The organism is Pseudothermotoga sp. (genome assembly GCA_025060105.1).
Taxonomy (GTDB): Bacteria; Thermotogota; Thermotogae; order Thermotogales; family DSM-5069; genus Pseudothermotoga_A.
The window spans coordinates 114,301-128,340 of sequence record JANXCS010000001.1 but is presented as its reverse complement, the minus strand read 5'-3'; the positions used below and the strand labels follow the sequence as shown (position 1 = coordinate 128,340).

Annotated in this window: 15 protein-coding genes and 1 pseudogene; 5 read left to right on the top strand and 11 right to left on the bottom strand. The window is 43.8% G+C overall.

Annotated features, from left to right (window positions below):
- Positions 1–7: 7 nt before the first annotated feature.
- Positions 8–1,312, bottom strand: coding sequence for a nucleotide sugar dehydrogenase (locus NZ875_00670; protein ID MCS7174253.1), 1,305 nt, complete (start codon positions 1,310–1,312; stop codon positions 8–10).
- Positions 1,306–2,442 (bottom strand): DegT/DnrJ/EryC1/StrS family aminotransferase, encoded by a 1,137-nt coding sequence (locus NZ875_00665; protein MCS7174252.1) that lies wholly within the window; start codon positions 2,440–2,442, stop codon positions 1,306–1,308. The genes NZ875_00670 and NZ875_00665 overlap by 7 nt, the downstream gene beginning before the upstream one ends.
- A gap of 125 nt (positions 2,443–2,567) precedes the next feature.
- On the opposite strand from NZ875_00665, the gene NZ875_00660 reads away from it, so the two are divergent.
- The 5 genes from NZ875_00660 to NZ875_00640 are packed head-to-tail and all read left to right on the top strand — an operon-like array spanning position 2,568 to position 6,828.
- Complete coding sequence (locus tag NZ875_00660; protein MCS7174251.1) at positions 2,568–2,942, top strand: cyclophilin-like fold protein; 375 nt, start codon at positions 2,568–2,570, stop codon at positions 2,940–2,942.
- Positions 2,943–2,972: 30 nt separating this feature from the next.
- Positions 2,973–3,554, top strand: a complete 582-nt coding sequence (locus tag NZ875_00655) for a DUF4897 domain-containing protein (GenBank protein MCS7174250.1) — start codon at positions 2,973–2,975, stop codon at positions 3,552–3,554.
- Positions 3,554–4,288, top strand: coding sequence for an NAD-dependent protein deacylase (locus NZ875_00650; protein ID MCS7174249.1), 735 nt, complete (start codon positions 3,554–3,556; stop codon positions 4,286–4,288). Before NZ875_00655 ends, NZ875_00650 begins: the two co-directional genes overlap by 1 nt.
- A 15-nt stretch (positions 4,289–4,303) precedes the next feature.
- Positions 4,304–5,242: a ribokinase gene (locus tag NZ875_00645; protein ID MCS7174248.1), complete on the top strand. Its 939-nt coding sequence runs from the start codon at positions 4,304–4,306 to the stop codon at positions 5,240–5,242.
- A complete protein-coding gene (locus NZ875_00640; protein MCS7174247.1) occupies positions 5,239–6,828 on the top strand; it encodes a CTP synthase in 1,590 nt (529 codons plus the stop codon). Before NZ875_00645 ends, NZ875_00640 begins: the two co-directional genes overlap by 4 nt.
- Before the next feature lie 19 nt (positions 6,829–6,847).
- Here NZ875_00640 and rny read toward each other — a convergent pair whose 3' ends face one another.
- The 9 genes and pseudogenes from rny to NZ875_00595 form a co-directional block, all read right to left on the bottom strand.
- Positions 6,848–8,377, bottom strand: a complete 1,530-nt coding sequence (gene rny, locus NZ875_00635; protein ID MCS7174246.1) for a ribonuclease Y — start codon at positions 8,375–8,377, stop codon at positions 6,848–6,850.
- A complete protein-coding gene (locus NZ875_00630) occupies positions 8,374–8,808 on the bottom strand; it encodes a RecX family transcriptional regulator (protein ID MCS7174245.1) in 435 nt (144 codons plus the stop codon). The genes rny and NZ875_00630 overlap by 4 nt, the downstream gene beginning before the upstream one ends.
- On the bottom strand, positions 8,795–9,850 hold the full coding sequence (gene recA / locus NZ875_00625; protein ID MCS7174244.1) for a recombinase RecA: 1,056 nt from the start codon (positions 9,848–9,850) through the stop codon (positions 8,795–8,797). Before recA ends, NZ875_00630 begins: the two co-directional genes overlap by 14 nt.
- Complete coding sequence (thpR, locus tag NZ875_00620; protein ID MCS7174243.1) at positions 9,843–10,406, bottom strand: RNA 2',3'-cyclic phosphodiesterase; 564 nt, start codon at positions 10,404–10,406, stop codon at positions 9,843–9,845. Before thpR ends, recA begins: the two co-directional genes overlap by 8 nt.
- Before the next feature lie 2 nt (positions 10,407–10,408).
- Positions 10,409–10,927: a CDP-diacylglycerol--glycerol-3-phosphate 3-phosphatidyltransferase gene (pgsA, locus tag NZ875_00615; GenBank protein ID MCS7174242.1), complete on the bottom strand. Its 519-nt coding sequence runs from the start codon at positions 10,925–10,927 to the stop codon at positions 10,409–10,411.
- Positions 10,924–12,234: a 30S ribosomal protein S12 methylthiotransferase RimO gene (gene rimO / locus NZ875_00610; GenBank protein ID MCS7174241.1), complete on the bottom strand. Its 1,311-nt coding sequence runs from the start codon at positions 12,232–12,234 to the stop codon at positions 10,924–10,926. Before rimO ends, pgsA begins: the two co-directional genes overlap by 4 nt.
- A 1-nt stretch (position 12,235) precedes the next feature.
- Positions 12,236–12,772, bottom strand: a pseudogene (locus NZ875_00605) (DUF4416 family protein).
- A complete protein-coding gene (locus tag NZ875_00600; protein MCS7174240.1) occupies positions 12,760–13,341 on the bottom strand; it encodes a helix-turn-helix domain-containing protein in 582 nt (193 codons plus the stop codon). Before NZ875_00600 ends, NZ875_00605 begins: the two are co-directional and overlap by 13 nt.
- Before the next feature lie 23 nt (positions 13,342–13,364).
- Complete coding sequence (locus tag NZ875_00595) at positions 13,365–14,039, bottom strand: deoxynucleoside kinase (protein ID MCS7174239.1); 675 nt, start codon at positions 14,037–14,039, stop codon at positions 13,365–13,367.
- Position 14,040: the final 1 nt, after the last annotated feature.

The window sequence follows — 14,040 nt, the reverse complement described above, 5'->3', positions numbered from 1 at the left end:
CACCCCCTCACAGCACCACGATATTTGGTCCGTGCAGATTGAAACTTTTAAGAACGTTCTTTGTATCGAAGATGAGCTGGCAGTTCTCCACTAAAATTCTATAATCGACGCGCTTTTTGTGTGCTGTAGTTATGATCGCTATATCAGCCCATCGCGCAAGTTCGACAGTCAGTGGTTGTGTCTTTCTCTCGACATTATTCCATTTGAACGATTGAACGTATGGATCCACCACTATCACATGTGCTTTTTCTTCCTCCAAAAGCTTGAGCACTTTCAAAGCTGGAGACTCTCTCACATCGTCCACATCACCTTTGTAAGCTATCCCCAAAAGTAGAACACGAGCTGAATTGAGGCACTTTTTTCGCTCGTTCAAAAGTTTCATCACCCTGTTCACAACATACTCGGGCATCGAATCGTTTATCTCTCCAGCAAGCTCAATGAGTCTGGTGTGATAGCCGTACTGTCTGGCTTTGTAAGTGAGATAAAAAGGGTCGATGGGGATGCAATGTCCACCAACACCTGGGCCAGGATAAAAGGGCATGAAACCGAACGGCTTGGTGGAAGCTGCCTCTATAACCTCCCAAATGTTTATTCCCATTTTCTCAGCAATAATCGCCATTTCGTTCGCTAAGGCGATGTTGACGATCCTGAAAGTGTTCTCCAATATCTTGGTCATTTCAGCTGCTTTCGCGGAAGAAACTGCGAACACTGGCGCATCGAGCACGCTTTCATAAAGCAATCTTGCAAGTTCTGTGGATTTCTCACCGATACCGCCTACAACTTTCGGTGTGTTTCTGGTTTTGTAGAGCAAATTTCCTGGATCTACCCTTTCTGGGCTGAAAGCGAGATAAAAATCTTCCTCGCATTTTAAACCACTCGATTCGAGAATTGGTTTAACCACCTCTTCAGTTGTACCAGGGTACGTAGTCGATTCGAGAACTACGAGCATTTCTTTGTGCAGTCTGAGGGCAATCTCTTTCGATGTGTTCACTACATAGGTGAGATCGGGTTGCTTGTACTCATCTAAAGGAGTTGGTACACAGATCGTCACCACATCACAATCTCTGATCGCTTCATATTCAGTAGTTGCTGATAATTTTCCTTCTTTCACAAGCTTTTCTAAATCCTCAGGCACCACATCTCCAATGTAGTTCTCTCCACGGTTCACTTTGTCAACCCGTTCTTTTTGAATGTCAAAACCCACCACTGTGAAACCAGCTTTAGCTTTTTCAACTGCGAGTGGAAGTCCTACATACCCTAAACCTATCACACCCACGATCGCTGTTTTGTTGATCAACTTATCTCTCAACACAAACATACCTCCCTGAAGTAATCTCTAACACAGCTGACAACGTACTCTATCTCTTCCTCACGCAGTTCTGGAAACATGGGGAGAGCCAAAACTTCTTTGCAAGCTCTGTCGGTTTTCTCGAGCTCCACAGACGGCAGATGAGAGAAGCACTTTTGTCTGTGCATACCTAAAGGATAGTAGATCGCTGTTTCCACACCCTTAGATTCAAGGTAGAGCCTGAGATTGTCCCTGTGGCCTTTTTTGACCCTGACTACGTACTGGTGGAAAATACAATCAAGATCCCTTCCAAGGGATGGACATACAATGTGTTGTGTTAATCCGAATTTTTCGAACAACTCGTTGTATAATCTTGCGATTTCTCTCCTGCGCCGGTGGTACTCATCGAGTTTCTTAAGCTTCACGCGCAGGATGGCAGCTTGAACCTCATCCAACCTACTGTTTATACCTTCTACCTCATGGAAATATTTCACCCGAGCACCATGTACCCTGAATATTCGACAAAAATCTGCTATTCGATCGTCGCTGGTAAGAATCATTCCACCGTCGCCGTGAGCTCCGAGATTTTTGGTCGGAAAGAAGGAAAGTATCGATACATCACCAACACTACCACTCTTCTTGATCTCACCGTTAGAGAAATGCCATGTTGATCCAACCGATTGAGCACAATCTTCTATGATCTTCACTCGATACGTATGTTTGATATACTCCAATCTCTCTAGATCCACGGTTCGACCAAACAGATGAACAGGTATAACTGCCTTGATTTTTTCACGATATGGATGCGTCCTTAAAACATGCTCGATCTGATCCAAATCTACGTTGAACGTGTCTTCGTCAATGTCTACGAAAATAGGTGTAGCATTGTTTCGAGTGATACAACTCACTGTGGCAAAGAAAGTGAATGCGGTCGTGATCACATAATCTCCATGGGTGATTCCGAGTGATTTAACTGCGATGTACAAAGCATCCGAACCGTTCGCAACTCCTATCGCATGTTTCACGCCAAGATAATTTGCGATTTCTTCTTCGAATCTTTCAACGTTCTCACCCATGATCAACCTACCGGATTTGAAAACAGAATCAACAGCGGTCAATATTTCATCTCTGAGTGACCCGTATTGCCGCGTCATATCGAACAATGGCACTCGCACCCTCCCACACCCTCCCTCTACCAACTACATAAATTTTACAACGCCATACAGTTGAACTTTCCGGCAGTTTGCTCTAAAATCTTTGAAGCGGGAGGTGGGAGTTTATGAAGCTGAGATTCATTTTCGGTCAGATCGAGTGCGTAGCAGAGCTAGATGAAAAAAAGGCGCCTCTCACAATCGAAGCTATAAGGAAGGAACTTCCCATCAAAGCTGTAGCAAACCGTTGGGGTGATGAAGTGTATTTCGAAACGCCCGTGCGACTGACCGTAGAGGAAAACAGCAAGGACGTCGTAGAAGAAGGCGATGTGGCTTTCTGGATACCTGGAAGGGCCATATGCATCTTCTTCGGAAAAACTCCCATCAGTGATGACAAAATCAGGCCAGCCAGTGCAGTTAACGTGATCGGCAAGGTTAAAGAAGGTTTAAGCTCGCTCAAGGGTGTGAAGAGTGGTACCAAAGTCATCGTTCAAGCTGAGTGATTGTGTTAACATATCTTGGGAGGTAAAGGTTTGAACCAACGTACCTTACTTTATTTGTTGATAGTTTTCGTGTTGTTTTTCACGGTGATGCAATTGATAGGAGTGTTCCTACAACGGCCGGCTTTCGAGGTTGTTTATTACAGAAGCAAAATGGAGTACGATTACTCAGGAAATGCGATTTTCACCACCACGGCCGGCCTTTTCTTTAAAGATAGAGCTAAACAACAACAGTATGTGCAGAATTACAACCAAGGTTCACTTGAGCAGTTTAAACAGTATTTCACAGAAATCAGCAAGAGAGTCGGTAGGCAAATAGAAGTCATTTCGATGGAATCCACGATAACAGAAAGAGCAGGAATAGTTGAGGTGCTAGAAAAAGCTATCCTGTCTAATGTGGCCTTGGTTATGAACGATGTGATCGATACGAACTTGAAGGACATTTCCATCAACGCGGTTTCTGATTCAGAAATCGTTGTCGTTGTCCCTGAAGACGCTGTGTTGTTGTCTGTAGAACCCACACCTGCAAAAACTGTAGGTAACCACATTTACTGGAAACCAACTGGTTCGATGAACTTCCCACGTGTCGTTTTCAGAAAAGGTGATGGGAAGTGATGGGAAAAGACCTAATCGATGAATTAAAAAAGTCACACTATACGGTGGCACTCACGGGAGCAGGCGTGAGTACTGGAAGTGGCATCCCTGATTTTAGAGGTTCGAATGGTGTGTACTCAAAGTATCCGGAATACGTGTTTGATATAGATCATTTCTATACCGATCCTTCTGACTTCTATCGTTTTTGGAAAGAAGCCTTCCCACTCATGATCCAAGCCAAGCCAAACAATGTCCATTTATTGCTCGCAGAACTCGAACGAATTGGACTTCTTAAAGTTGTGATAACACAGAATATAGATGGCTTGCACCAAAAAGCTGGCAGTAAAAATGTGATAGAGCTACATGGAAATATTCACGAGCACTATTGTTCAAGATGCAAGAAGAAATACGAAGTGGAAAAAGTGAAGGAATTACTACAGAAAAGATCTGTACCCTATTGTAACTGTGGCGGTTTGATAAGACCTAACATCGTTTTTTTTGGAGAAAATCTGCCGAGTGAAGCTCTAAAAGAGGCGATAGAACACGCTAAAAGTTGCAACATCATGATCGTACTTGGAAGTTCTCTCGTTGTGTACCCAGCCGCACAACTTCCGATCATCGCAAAGGATCACAATGCCATGCTGATCATCGTTAACCGAGGAAAAACTGGGTTAGATGATCTTGCCGATCTCAAACTTGATGTCGACCTAATCGGATTCGCAAACGACTTGTTAGAGCAACTTCAGTTGGCTTAGAAAAGGAGAGATTTCATGAATATCAGTGTTACGGTTTTTGGGAAGGTAAATATCGACACGTTTCTCTACATCGACAAACTGCGTATAGGAGAGAATCACTTGTGCTTGAAAACTTTCACGGATATAGGTGGAAAGGGTGCCAACACTGCCATAGCACTAGCCAAACTCAATGTTCCATGTGAACTTGTGGCAACAGTTGGCAGCGATTCTATTTCCCAAACTGCACTCAAGCGGTTAGAAAAGTTTGGAGTCGGCACTAGCTCAATAAAGAGTTGCGAAGAGCAGATCGGCAAGACTTTCATCGTGGTCGAATCCGATGGCAGGAATACGATGTTTCACATACTCGGTGCCAATGCATATTTGACACCGGAGAAAGTCGATTGGACCTTCCTTGAAACCTGTGCCGCAGTCTTCGTTCAACTGGGAATTCCCGCTGAAACTGCGCAAGAAGCTATCATGATGTCCAAACGAAATGGTAAATATGTCTTCGTGGATCCCGCTGGATTTTCGGAATCAACGGATCTTCAAATACTCGCTTACGCTGATACAGTTGCTCCAAACGAAGTTGAACTGCTCAGAATAACGAGGGAAACTGAGATCGAAAAGGCTGTGAAAAAACTATTGAACATAGGTGTAGAGGAAGTGTTGGTTAAACTCGGCAGGAGAGGAGCAAATCTCTATACTGAGAAAGCTTCGTACCATGTTGATGCCTTCGATGTCGAAGTGGTGGATACCACAGGTGCTGGGGACGCTTTCAATGCGGCCTATATATTTGCAAAGCTCAATAAACTTGACCTGAGGGACGCTCTCAAACTAGCCGTTGCTGCTTCGGCTCTGGTTGTGACCAAAGTCGGTAGTTCTAGTGCCAGCCCGACTCGTGAGAAACTCGTGGAATTTTTGAAGCTCAAGGGAGAGGAAAGGTTGGCAAAAGCTGTTCTGGAGGGATCAACGTGAAAAAATTCATCGTTGTTACAGGCGGTGTACTCAGTGGAGTAGGCAAAGGTATATTCTGCGCTTCTCTCGCCAGGTTACTTAAAGAATGCGGTATCAAAGTCAACGTTCTCAAGATAGATCCTTACCTCAACGTCGATGCGGGTACGATGAATCCAAATCAACACGGTGAGGTTTTCGTCACCGAAGACGGCTATGAAGCTGACCTAGATCTTGGTCACTACGAAAGATTCCTCGGGGAAGATATGAGCAGGAAAAACAACATAACGGCCGGGCAGGTTTATTCCACAGTCGTGAGGCGTGAGAGGGAAGGTGGTTATCTTGGATCAACCGTACAGATAGTACCGCACGTAACCGATGAAATAAAGCGAAGAATAGATTCTCTCGAAGGTGAAGCGAATGTGATAGAGATAGGTGGTACAGTTGGCGATATAGAGAGTGAAGTATTCTTGGAAAGCGTCAGACAGCTTGCTTTGGAAAAACCATTCGGAGATTTCATGTTCATCCACGTTACGTACGTCCCTTACTTGAAAACATCGAATGAGTTCAAAACTAAACCCACACAACAATCGGTACAGTTACTCAGAAGGGCTGGGCTCAATCCAGACATGATAGTGGTGAGGACAGAAGTACCAGTGAACTCAGAAACGATCAAGAAAGTTGCACTGTTCGGTGGTGTCCCATATGATATGGTGATAAACCTGCCGGATGTCTCGAACGTCTATTCCATCGTAGAGTTCCTGAAGGAGATCCAAGTCCACAAAAAAGTTGCGAGAAAATTGAATCTAGATTTGAATGATTCAAAATTCAATTGGGAATATCCTAAGAATTTCAAGCATTACAAAATAGCACTGATAGCAAAATATCTCGGAACAGACGATGCTTACAAAAGCATCATCGAATCTGTATTTTTGTCTGGTTGTGTTAAGCCTAAGGTCGTTGATGCACAGAGTCTGGAAGACATGAGCTGGGAACAAACCTGCGAGTTTCTATCTGAATTCGATGGGTTCATTATTCCAGGGGGATTCGGCAAGAGAGGCATTGAGGGAAAGATGAAGGCCATAAGATACGCCAGAGAGTACAAAAAACCGATACTTGGCATTTGTCTCGGGATGCAACTGATGGTTATAGAGTTCGCAAGAAACGTTCTCGGTTACAGAAATGCGAACTCAACGGAATTCGATCCTGACACACCATATCCAGTGATAACTCTGATGGAAGAACAGAAGAAAATTCTACAGCTCGGTGGGACAATGAGGCTTGGCGCCCAACCTATGCGTGTATTGAAAGGAACAAAACTGTGGCAGATCTACAATGGAACTGAAGAAATCACCGAAAGACACAGACATCGTTACGAAGTGAACCACGATCGATTCCCGGAGTTATTCAAGTTACCCGGTGAGACGGGTTACAAACTGGTTATAAGCGCAAGATCAAACTTCGTCGAAGCTGTAGAACTTGAAGATCATCCATTCTTCGTAGGCGTTCAATACCACCCCGAGTTGAAAACAAAGGTCGGAAAGCCTCATCCAATTTTTGTTGGACTTTTGAAGGCTATGGAGGATCTCTCCTCAGTACAGTCAAAATGAGAGGGGATCGAATCCCCTCTCATTTTGCGTACGCTATAGATCGTTTTTCTCTTATCACAACTACTTTGAGAACCCCAGGGTATTCCACTTCTTCCTCGATTTTTTTCGCGATCTCGTAGGCCATTTTCTCGGCTTCCGCATCATCCACCTTGTCTGGTTCTACAATAACTCTGATCTCTCTTCCTGCTTGTATCGCATAAGCTTTTTCGACATTTTTAAATCCCATAGCGATTTTCTCCATCTTCACCAATCTTTTGATGTAGTTTTCCAAGCTCTCTCGTCTGGCACCAGGTCTCGCTGCGGACAAAGCATCTGCGGCGGCTACCAACACTGACTCCGGACAAGTTGGTTCAACTTCTCCATGGTGGCTCATGATCATATTCACTACATATTCCGGTTCACCGTAACGCCTAACGATTTCGGTACCTATCTCCGTGTGGGAACCTTCCACTTCATGGTCTAGCGCTTTACCTATGTCGTGTAACAACCCGCCTCGCTTAGCTTTTTCAGCATCGAGACCAAGCTCTTCAGCCATGAGTGCAGCGAGTTGCGCCACCTCTATAGAATGCGCCAAAACGTTTTGACCGTAGCTCGTTCTGTATTTCAGTTTTCCTAGCAATTTTACCAGCTCTGGATGAATAGCAGTCACACCTACTTTCAACACAGCTTCTTGCCCAGCCTCTTTTATGGCTTTCTCCACCTCTTGTTTGGCCTTTTCATACATTTCTTCTATTCTTGCAGGATGTATCCTTCCATCTGCAACGAGCTTCTCAAGTGTGATGCGGGCTATCTCTCTACGAATAGGATTGAAGCTGGATAGCACAACGACCTCTGGTGTATCATCTATGACTAGGTCCACACCTGTGATTTTTTCGAATGCTCGTATGTTTCTACCTTCACGTCCTATGATTCTACCTTTCATTTCATCGTTGGGGAGGCTAACGGTTGAAACAGTGATTTCTCCAACATATTCTGGTGCATACCGTTGCACCGCAGCAGCAATGATCTTTTTCGCTTCTTTCTCGGCTTCTTCCTCATAACGTTCCTTGATCTGTTTGAACATCACCGCCAAGTCATGCTCATACCTGCTCCGAGCTTCTTCAAGAACTATCTGCCTAGCCTCTTCAACTGTCATACCTGCAAGTTCAGTGAACTTTTCATCCAACTCTTTCTCCCTCTGCTCGATCTTCCGTTTCGCCATTTCAAGCTGGACCCTTAGCTGTTCCAGAGAGCTTTCTTTTTTCTCAACCATCTCTTCACGCTTGGATAGCATCTCTTCTCTCTTCAAAAGCCTTTCTTCGATGAGTCTGATTTCTTGTTCTCTTCTCCTTAACTCTGCTTCCACCTCTTCTCTGAGCCTATGGACTTCTTCTCTAGCTTCGACAATAGTTTTCCGCTTCAGTTCGGCCGCATCTTGCTCAGCTTTCTTTATGATACTTTCAGCGTCTTTTTGCGCTCGTTTGTACGCCTTTTCTATACCTGATTTTGCCATTGAATATCCTATAAACAAACCAGCAAGCGCACAGATCACTGCAACAACCAACGTCATGTCTCAACACCTCCTTCTTCGAGCAGATCTATTTCTCGCTGAGTGAAGCCTCTGCGAAAGAGATACTCTTTCACTTCGACCCCTTCAAGTTTCTTCCTTTCAACAATCTTTTTCAGAATATCTTTCAAATCTGTTTCTCGTAGGACTCTTTCTATCACCCTGTCGATAATATCTGAATCGACCTTGAGCTGTCTCAACTTCACCCTTATCCTCAACGGTCCATAACCATGAACAGCAAGCATGTCACTTGCGTAAAGATAAGCAAACTTCTCATCGTCGAGATAACCCAGCTTTTCCAATTCAACTATGACGGTTTCTACCGTTTCCAAATCAAAACCCTTCATCAAGAGTCTTTCCCTCAGTTCAACTTTTGATCTCATCCTGAACCTCAAAAGTCTCTTTGCATATTTCAAAGCCTCAGCGATTCGCATCTTTTTCCCTCATCGGTAAGTTGTACTTTTTTCTGATTTTTCTTTCAATTTCAGCAGCAATTTGTGGATTCTGCGCAAGGAAGAGCACGACATTAGCTTTTCCTTGCCCCAGAGTGTATTCCTTCCCATCTTCCGACACATAAAAGTACCAACTACCTTTTTTCTGTATCAATTCTTCAGAGACACCGAGGTTAAAGAGTTCGTTTTCCCTGACAATTCCCTTACCAAATATGATGTCTATATCAGCTTTTTTAAAGGGTTGAGCAACTTTGTTTTTGACAACCTTTGCAGAGACCGTTATTCCCATAGCTTCACTTCCGTCTTTGATCACGTCTATTTTTCTAACATCGATTCTCATGGTTGCATAAAATTTTAGAGCGAGGCCACCGGCGGTTGTTTCAGGGTTGGTGAATGAAGAACCTATCCTCATCCTCAATTGGTTAGTGAATATCACCACTGCCTTGGATCTGCTCACATTACCGGCAATCTTTCTCAGCGCCTGAGACATCAATCTTGCCTGCAAACCTACCTGCATGTCTCCCATGCTACCCTCAATCTCTGTGCGTGGAACCAACGCAGCTACTGAATCAACCACTATCAAATCAACTGCATTACTTCGTACCAGCTCGTCGACGATTTCTAGAGCTTGTTCACCATAATCGGGTTGAGAAATGAGTAAGCGTTTGAGATCAACACCCAACGCTTTAACGTACAACAGATCGAGAGCATGTTCTGCATCGATTATTGCAGCTACACCCTTTGCTTTCTGTGCCTCTGCTATCGCATGCAACGCTAGCGTTGTCTTACCGCTTGCTTCTGGTCCAAAGATCTCCACGATCCTACCTCTGGGATATCCTCCCACACCCGTGGCGATGTCCAAAGCGAGGGACCCAGTTGGAATAACCTCAACGGGAGCAACTTTGGTTTCTTCTCCCAAGATCATTATCGAACCTTTTCCAAAACTTGTTTCAATTTTTTTGATTGCCTTCTCTAGAACTTCAAACTTCGCCTTTTGTTCTTTCTCCTTTTCGTTCTCACTCATGCTTGATCAACCCTCCTTCAAAGAGGCACTCGTAGATCCTTCGGTAAACCGAGCCTTTAGGTGTCAAAGTGGAAGAATACACGGAGATCCGATCGACAGCCACTGTGATCGGATCATAAGTGATATCCTCTATCAAAGGTTGCCATGCCGCTGGAAAATCTTTGATCCTCCCAATGGTTATGTGCGGTGAAAATTTTTCTTCGAAACTGAAATTGTGCTTGACTAACTCTGCCTTCACCTCTTCATACAACCTACGTAAAAGCTGGTTAGCCCGAACACCTAACCACACCACCCTCGGCTGATTGTTGCGAGAAAAGCATCCAACCTTTTCAACAACGAAAGAGAAGGAAGGAAAACCTCTAATCCTATGAGAGATATGTTCTGCCACCTGCGAAACGCGGTTGACCTCAACCTCCCCAAGAAAAAACAATGTTAAGTGCACGTTCTCCTTGCTGACCCAATTCGCCTTGAAACCTCTCTTCATGAGTTTCTCGATCACTTGCTGAGATACTTCCCTAACGGTTTCATTCACATCGACAGCAATGAAAGTCCTCACTTTTATCCCCCCAGTGCTTTTTTGTTTTGATACACGTACACTATGGCGGATAACAATGTAAAGAAAGCACAGAGATAAATCAATATCAGCTCAATCAAGTCAAGGGACAACGTAAAGCTTCTGAAGGTTAGCACAGCGACGACAAGAACCATCTGCGTTACTGTTTTCACCTTTCCGTACAAGTTTGCCTGTACTATGGTTCCTCTGCTGGCTACCAGGATTCTGACGGCACTCACGACGATATCTCTCGACACAATGAGCGCTACAAGCCAAGCTGGTACTATAGGTATGAGTGCGATGAGTGTGGAATTCACAAAGATTTTATCCACAATTTGGTCAATAACCTTGCCAACGCTGGTCACTTGGTTCAATTTTCTGGCAAGAAAACCATCTAGATAGTCACTTATCGACCCCACCACAAAGAAAAATAGTGCCCACTCCCAACGGCCTAATTCGATAGTAAGAAACACCGGAACAGTGATCACAAGCCTAGAAAGTGTTACTAGATTCGGTATATTCATATGAACACTCCTTTCATATCGAACCCATCTGCGTCCACTACCTTAACGTTTCGATAAGAGGGTATGCTCAATCTTAAATCTTTATCTTTACGTATTCGAATCACCCCGTCTATCTCCGGCGCATCTAAATGGGAACGGCCAATGTAATGACCTTTCACAGATCTTTCTACGAGTACCGTCAGCTCTCTTCCAAGGAACCTACTCAACCTTTCCTTAGCTATCTCTGCTTGCAAAAACAGCACCTCTTCAAACCTTTCTCTCGCTGTCTCCTCATCAACCTTGTTCCGCAGTCCACTTGCGGGCGTTCCCTCTTCTTCCGAGTAGATAAAGCAACCGAGCCTCTCGAACTTAGCCACTTTCAAGAAATACAACAGTTCTTCAAAGTTCTTTTCCGTTTCACCAGGAAATCCTACGATGATACTCGATCTTATTGCAGCATCTGGCAGCAACTTACGTATCTCAAAAATTATATCCAAAAGCTCTTCACTCCTCCTCGCCCTTCCCATCAACTTCAGTACCTCGTTACTTCCGTGCTGAACCGGTAAATCAAAATAGTGAATGATCCTTTTCGATTCGTGAAAAGTTTTCAGTATCTCTTCATTGAAGTGATCTGGATGCATATACATAACCCTTATTCGGAAATCACCATCTAATTGATCTAGAGCCTTGAGCAAGGAAGACAAGGAGGGCTTCCCATAAAGATCCACACCGTAAGCTGTCGTGTCCTGAGCGACGAGCACGATTTCCTTTGTTCCTTTTTGAACGAGTTCTTGTACTTCTGAGCGGACGCTTTCAATACTACGGCTTTTGAATCTACCTTTGAAGGTTGGAATGGCGCAGAAAGTGCACGAACGGTCACACCCGTCGGCAATCTTGACATAAGCGTAACTGCCAACTTTTGAGCGAGGAGCACAGTCATAGATTGGATCTGGTTCTCTTACTATGAAGCCGACTTTCTTTTCGAGAGCCTCTACGAGGAGTTGAGGAGGCAATACACCATACCACGCATCCACTTCTGGCAGCTCTTTTACCAGCTGTGGGGCATATCTCTGCACAAGGCAACCTTTCACACATAGAAAGAAAGGCTTTTTCTTCTTGTATTCTATGAAATCAAGTATTTCATCTATCGACTCTTTCTTCGCGTCTTCTATGAAACAGCAAGTATCTATTACTATCAACTCGGCTTCGTCCACATTTCTTACAATCTCATGGCCCCTGCTCCGAAGGATTGCCTCCAAAACATCGCAATCCGCTTCGTTCTTTGGACAACCTAGAACCTTTATTCCTATTTTCATCGATCTCCTCACCCTTTAAAAAACATCTCCGTTTCGACAAGTAAAGCTCTCTGATTTTCTTCAATTCTTGTTTGTACTCATCGTTCCTGTAATTCTGGTAAGTGAATTCCCAATGTTTGAACTCACCAGAGAGATACAGTAAGGTCACCTCGGCATACACACCGTTTTTCAAATACACCCTATTACCCCATGATTTTGTGGATGCCAAAACAAAATTCGAATGATGTACATATCCTGGGTCTAGGTTGAACCTCCTTTTGCCTTCCACGCTGTACTTTTTTTCTAATTCATTCGTGTAGAGCTTCACATCGGCAAGTAAGAATGGATGAATCAGCCTTTCAAAGCTCAGTAGCACTCCCCAAAGGTCGGAACCGAGTTCCCTATCGTAATAACTTGTATAAATGCTGAAAGGCAGCTTTTTTGAAATATAATCTATTTTTCCAAAAGCAAACTCAAGCTCTGGCTTCAGAGCTTCCACCCAATAATCTATGTACTGTGAAAAGGCAAAGATGACCAAATTCACAAGTTCTGGTCTCTTCACCTCTCCCACAATACCACCTCAAAATTTTCGATCCTCACTAACCACTGTTTATTGGCAGAAATTATGGTGCAACCACCTTTGTTGTTCTTGATCTCATATTTGCTTCCAGTTTTCAACAAGACAGACTCACCTGGTGCCACCGGTTTGCCATCCAAAAGAATAGCTTGATTACTGGTGTTAACGAGTTTTACGTTCGGTTCGTGAAGCACACCAAAAAATCTGATCACCGAATAGACGAAAAGAAGCAGTGCGGCAAAAAATATCACAAGCATCGTCAGATCGAGCATCTCGGAGAACGGAGTTTTCCTCATCTTACCAGCGGTTTTTACTTCCTCCCTCGAAAAATCCTCTTCGCCTATCAATTGATTTGGATCGAGACCCACTTCCTGTGCATACAATTTTATGTAATATCTTACGTAGAATGGAGCATCAACTCTATCGAACTGCCCTTCTTCTATGAGCCTGAGTTTCCAGATAGGTACATCTATTTTTTGCGACAATTGCTCAAGACTTAAGTTATGCGCCTCCCGCGCTTTTTTCAAAACTTCACCGATTGTCTTCCACTTTTCTTTTTCCACAAAAACCACACCTCAGGCTTGACCTAAACCTTATTATACCAGTTTTCCAAGTTTCTCGCTCCGTTGCTGCTCAACCAATGGATACCTCCGAGCCTTAGACTTTCTTCAATGGCTTTCAGCACCAACAAGCGATGATGTTCGTTTTCAACGAAGTCTATCTCATCTCCATCGATCACCAAAACGTTTCCCTTCAAATTGGAAAAGAATGTTTCGTCGTAAAACCTCACCAATTGATACCAATACTCTGGCTCGACTGTCAATTCGTAAGGTCTGCCTCTTTTCTTTATTCGTTCCATTGCTGTTTTAACTTCACATTTTATGTATATCAACAGTCTGGGTTGTGGTGATATTTTCGACATGGTTTGATAAAACTGCTCGTACACTGCGTATTCTACAGGTTGGAGAAATCCCATCTGTTTTTGCATCTTCACAAAGACTAGATCTCCCAGCATGGATCTATCCATCACAGCGCGATCAATTTGGTTTGCTTGCTGTAACTGAAGGAATCTTTTATGCAAGAAATAAAGCTCCATCGTCAAACACCATCGATGTTTGTCTGCGTAATATCTTTCCAATAACTGATCGGCAAGTTTATCGTTCATTTCGTAAAAAGCTTTCATACCCAGTTCCTTTTCAAGTATTTCCACCATAGCCGTTTTCCCTGCTCCAACCGTTCCTTCAACTATTATCTCGAGCATG

What these genes read in the sequence shown, in the direction of transcription:
- NZ875_00660 (MCS7174251.1), top strand. Translation starts at nt 2,568, where the DNA reads ATGAAGCTGAGATTCATTTTCGGTCAGATCGAGTGCGTAGCAGAGCTA.
- recA (MCS7174244.1), bottom strand. Translation starts at nt 9,850, where the DNA reads ATGAGTGAGAACGAAAAGGAGAAAGAACAAAAGGCGAAGTTTGAAGTT.
- pgsA (MCS7174242.1), bottom strand. Translation starts at nt 10,927, where the DNA reads ATGAATATACCGAATCTAGTAACACTTTCTAGGCTTGTGATCACTGTT.
- NZ875_00650 (MCS7174249.1), top strand. Translation starts at nt 3,554, where the DNA reads ATGGGAAAAGACCTAATCGATGAATTAAAAAAGTCACACTATACGGTG.
- NZ875_00645 (MCS7174248.1), top strand. Translation starts at nt 4,304, where the DNA reads ATGAATATCAGTGTTACGGTTTTTGGGAAGGTAAATATCGACACGTTT.
- rny (MCS7174246.1), bottom strand. Translation starts at nt 8,377, where the DNA reads ATGACGTTGGTTGTTGCAGTGATCTGTGCGCTTGCTGGTTTGTTTATA.
- NZ875_00595 (MCS7174239.1), bottom strand. Translation starts at nt 14,039, where the DNA reads ATGCTCGAGATAATAGTTGAAGGAACGGTTGGAGCAGGGAAAACGGCT.
- NZ875_00665 (MCS7174252.1), bottom strand. Translation starts at nt 2,442, where the DNA reads ATGACGCGGCAATACGGGTCACTCAGAGATGAAATATTGACCGCTGTT.
- NZ875_00630 (MCS7174245.1), bottom strand. Translation starts at nt 8,808, where the DNA reads ATGCGAATCGCTGAGGCTTTGAAATATGCAAAGAGACTTTTGAGGTTC.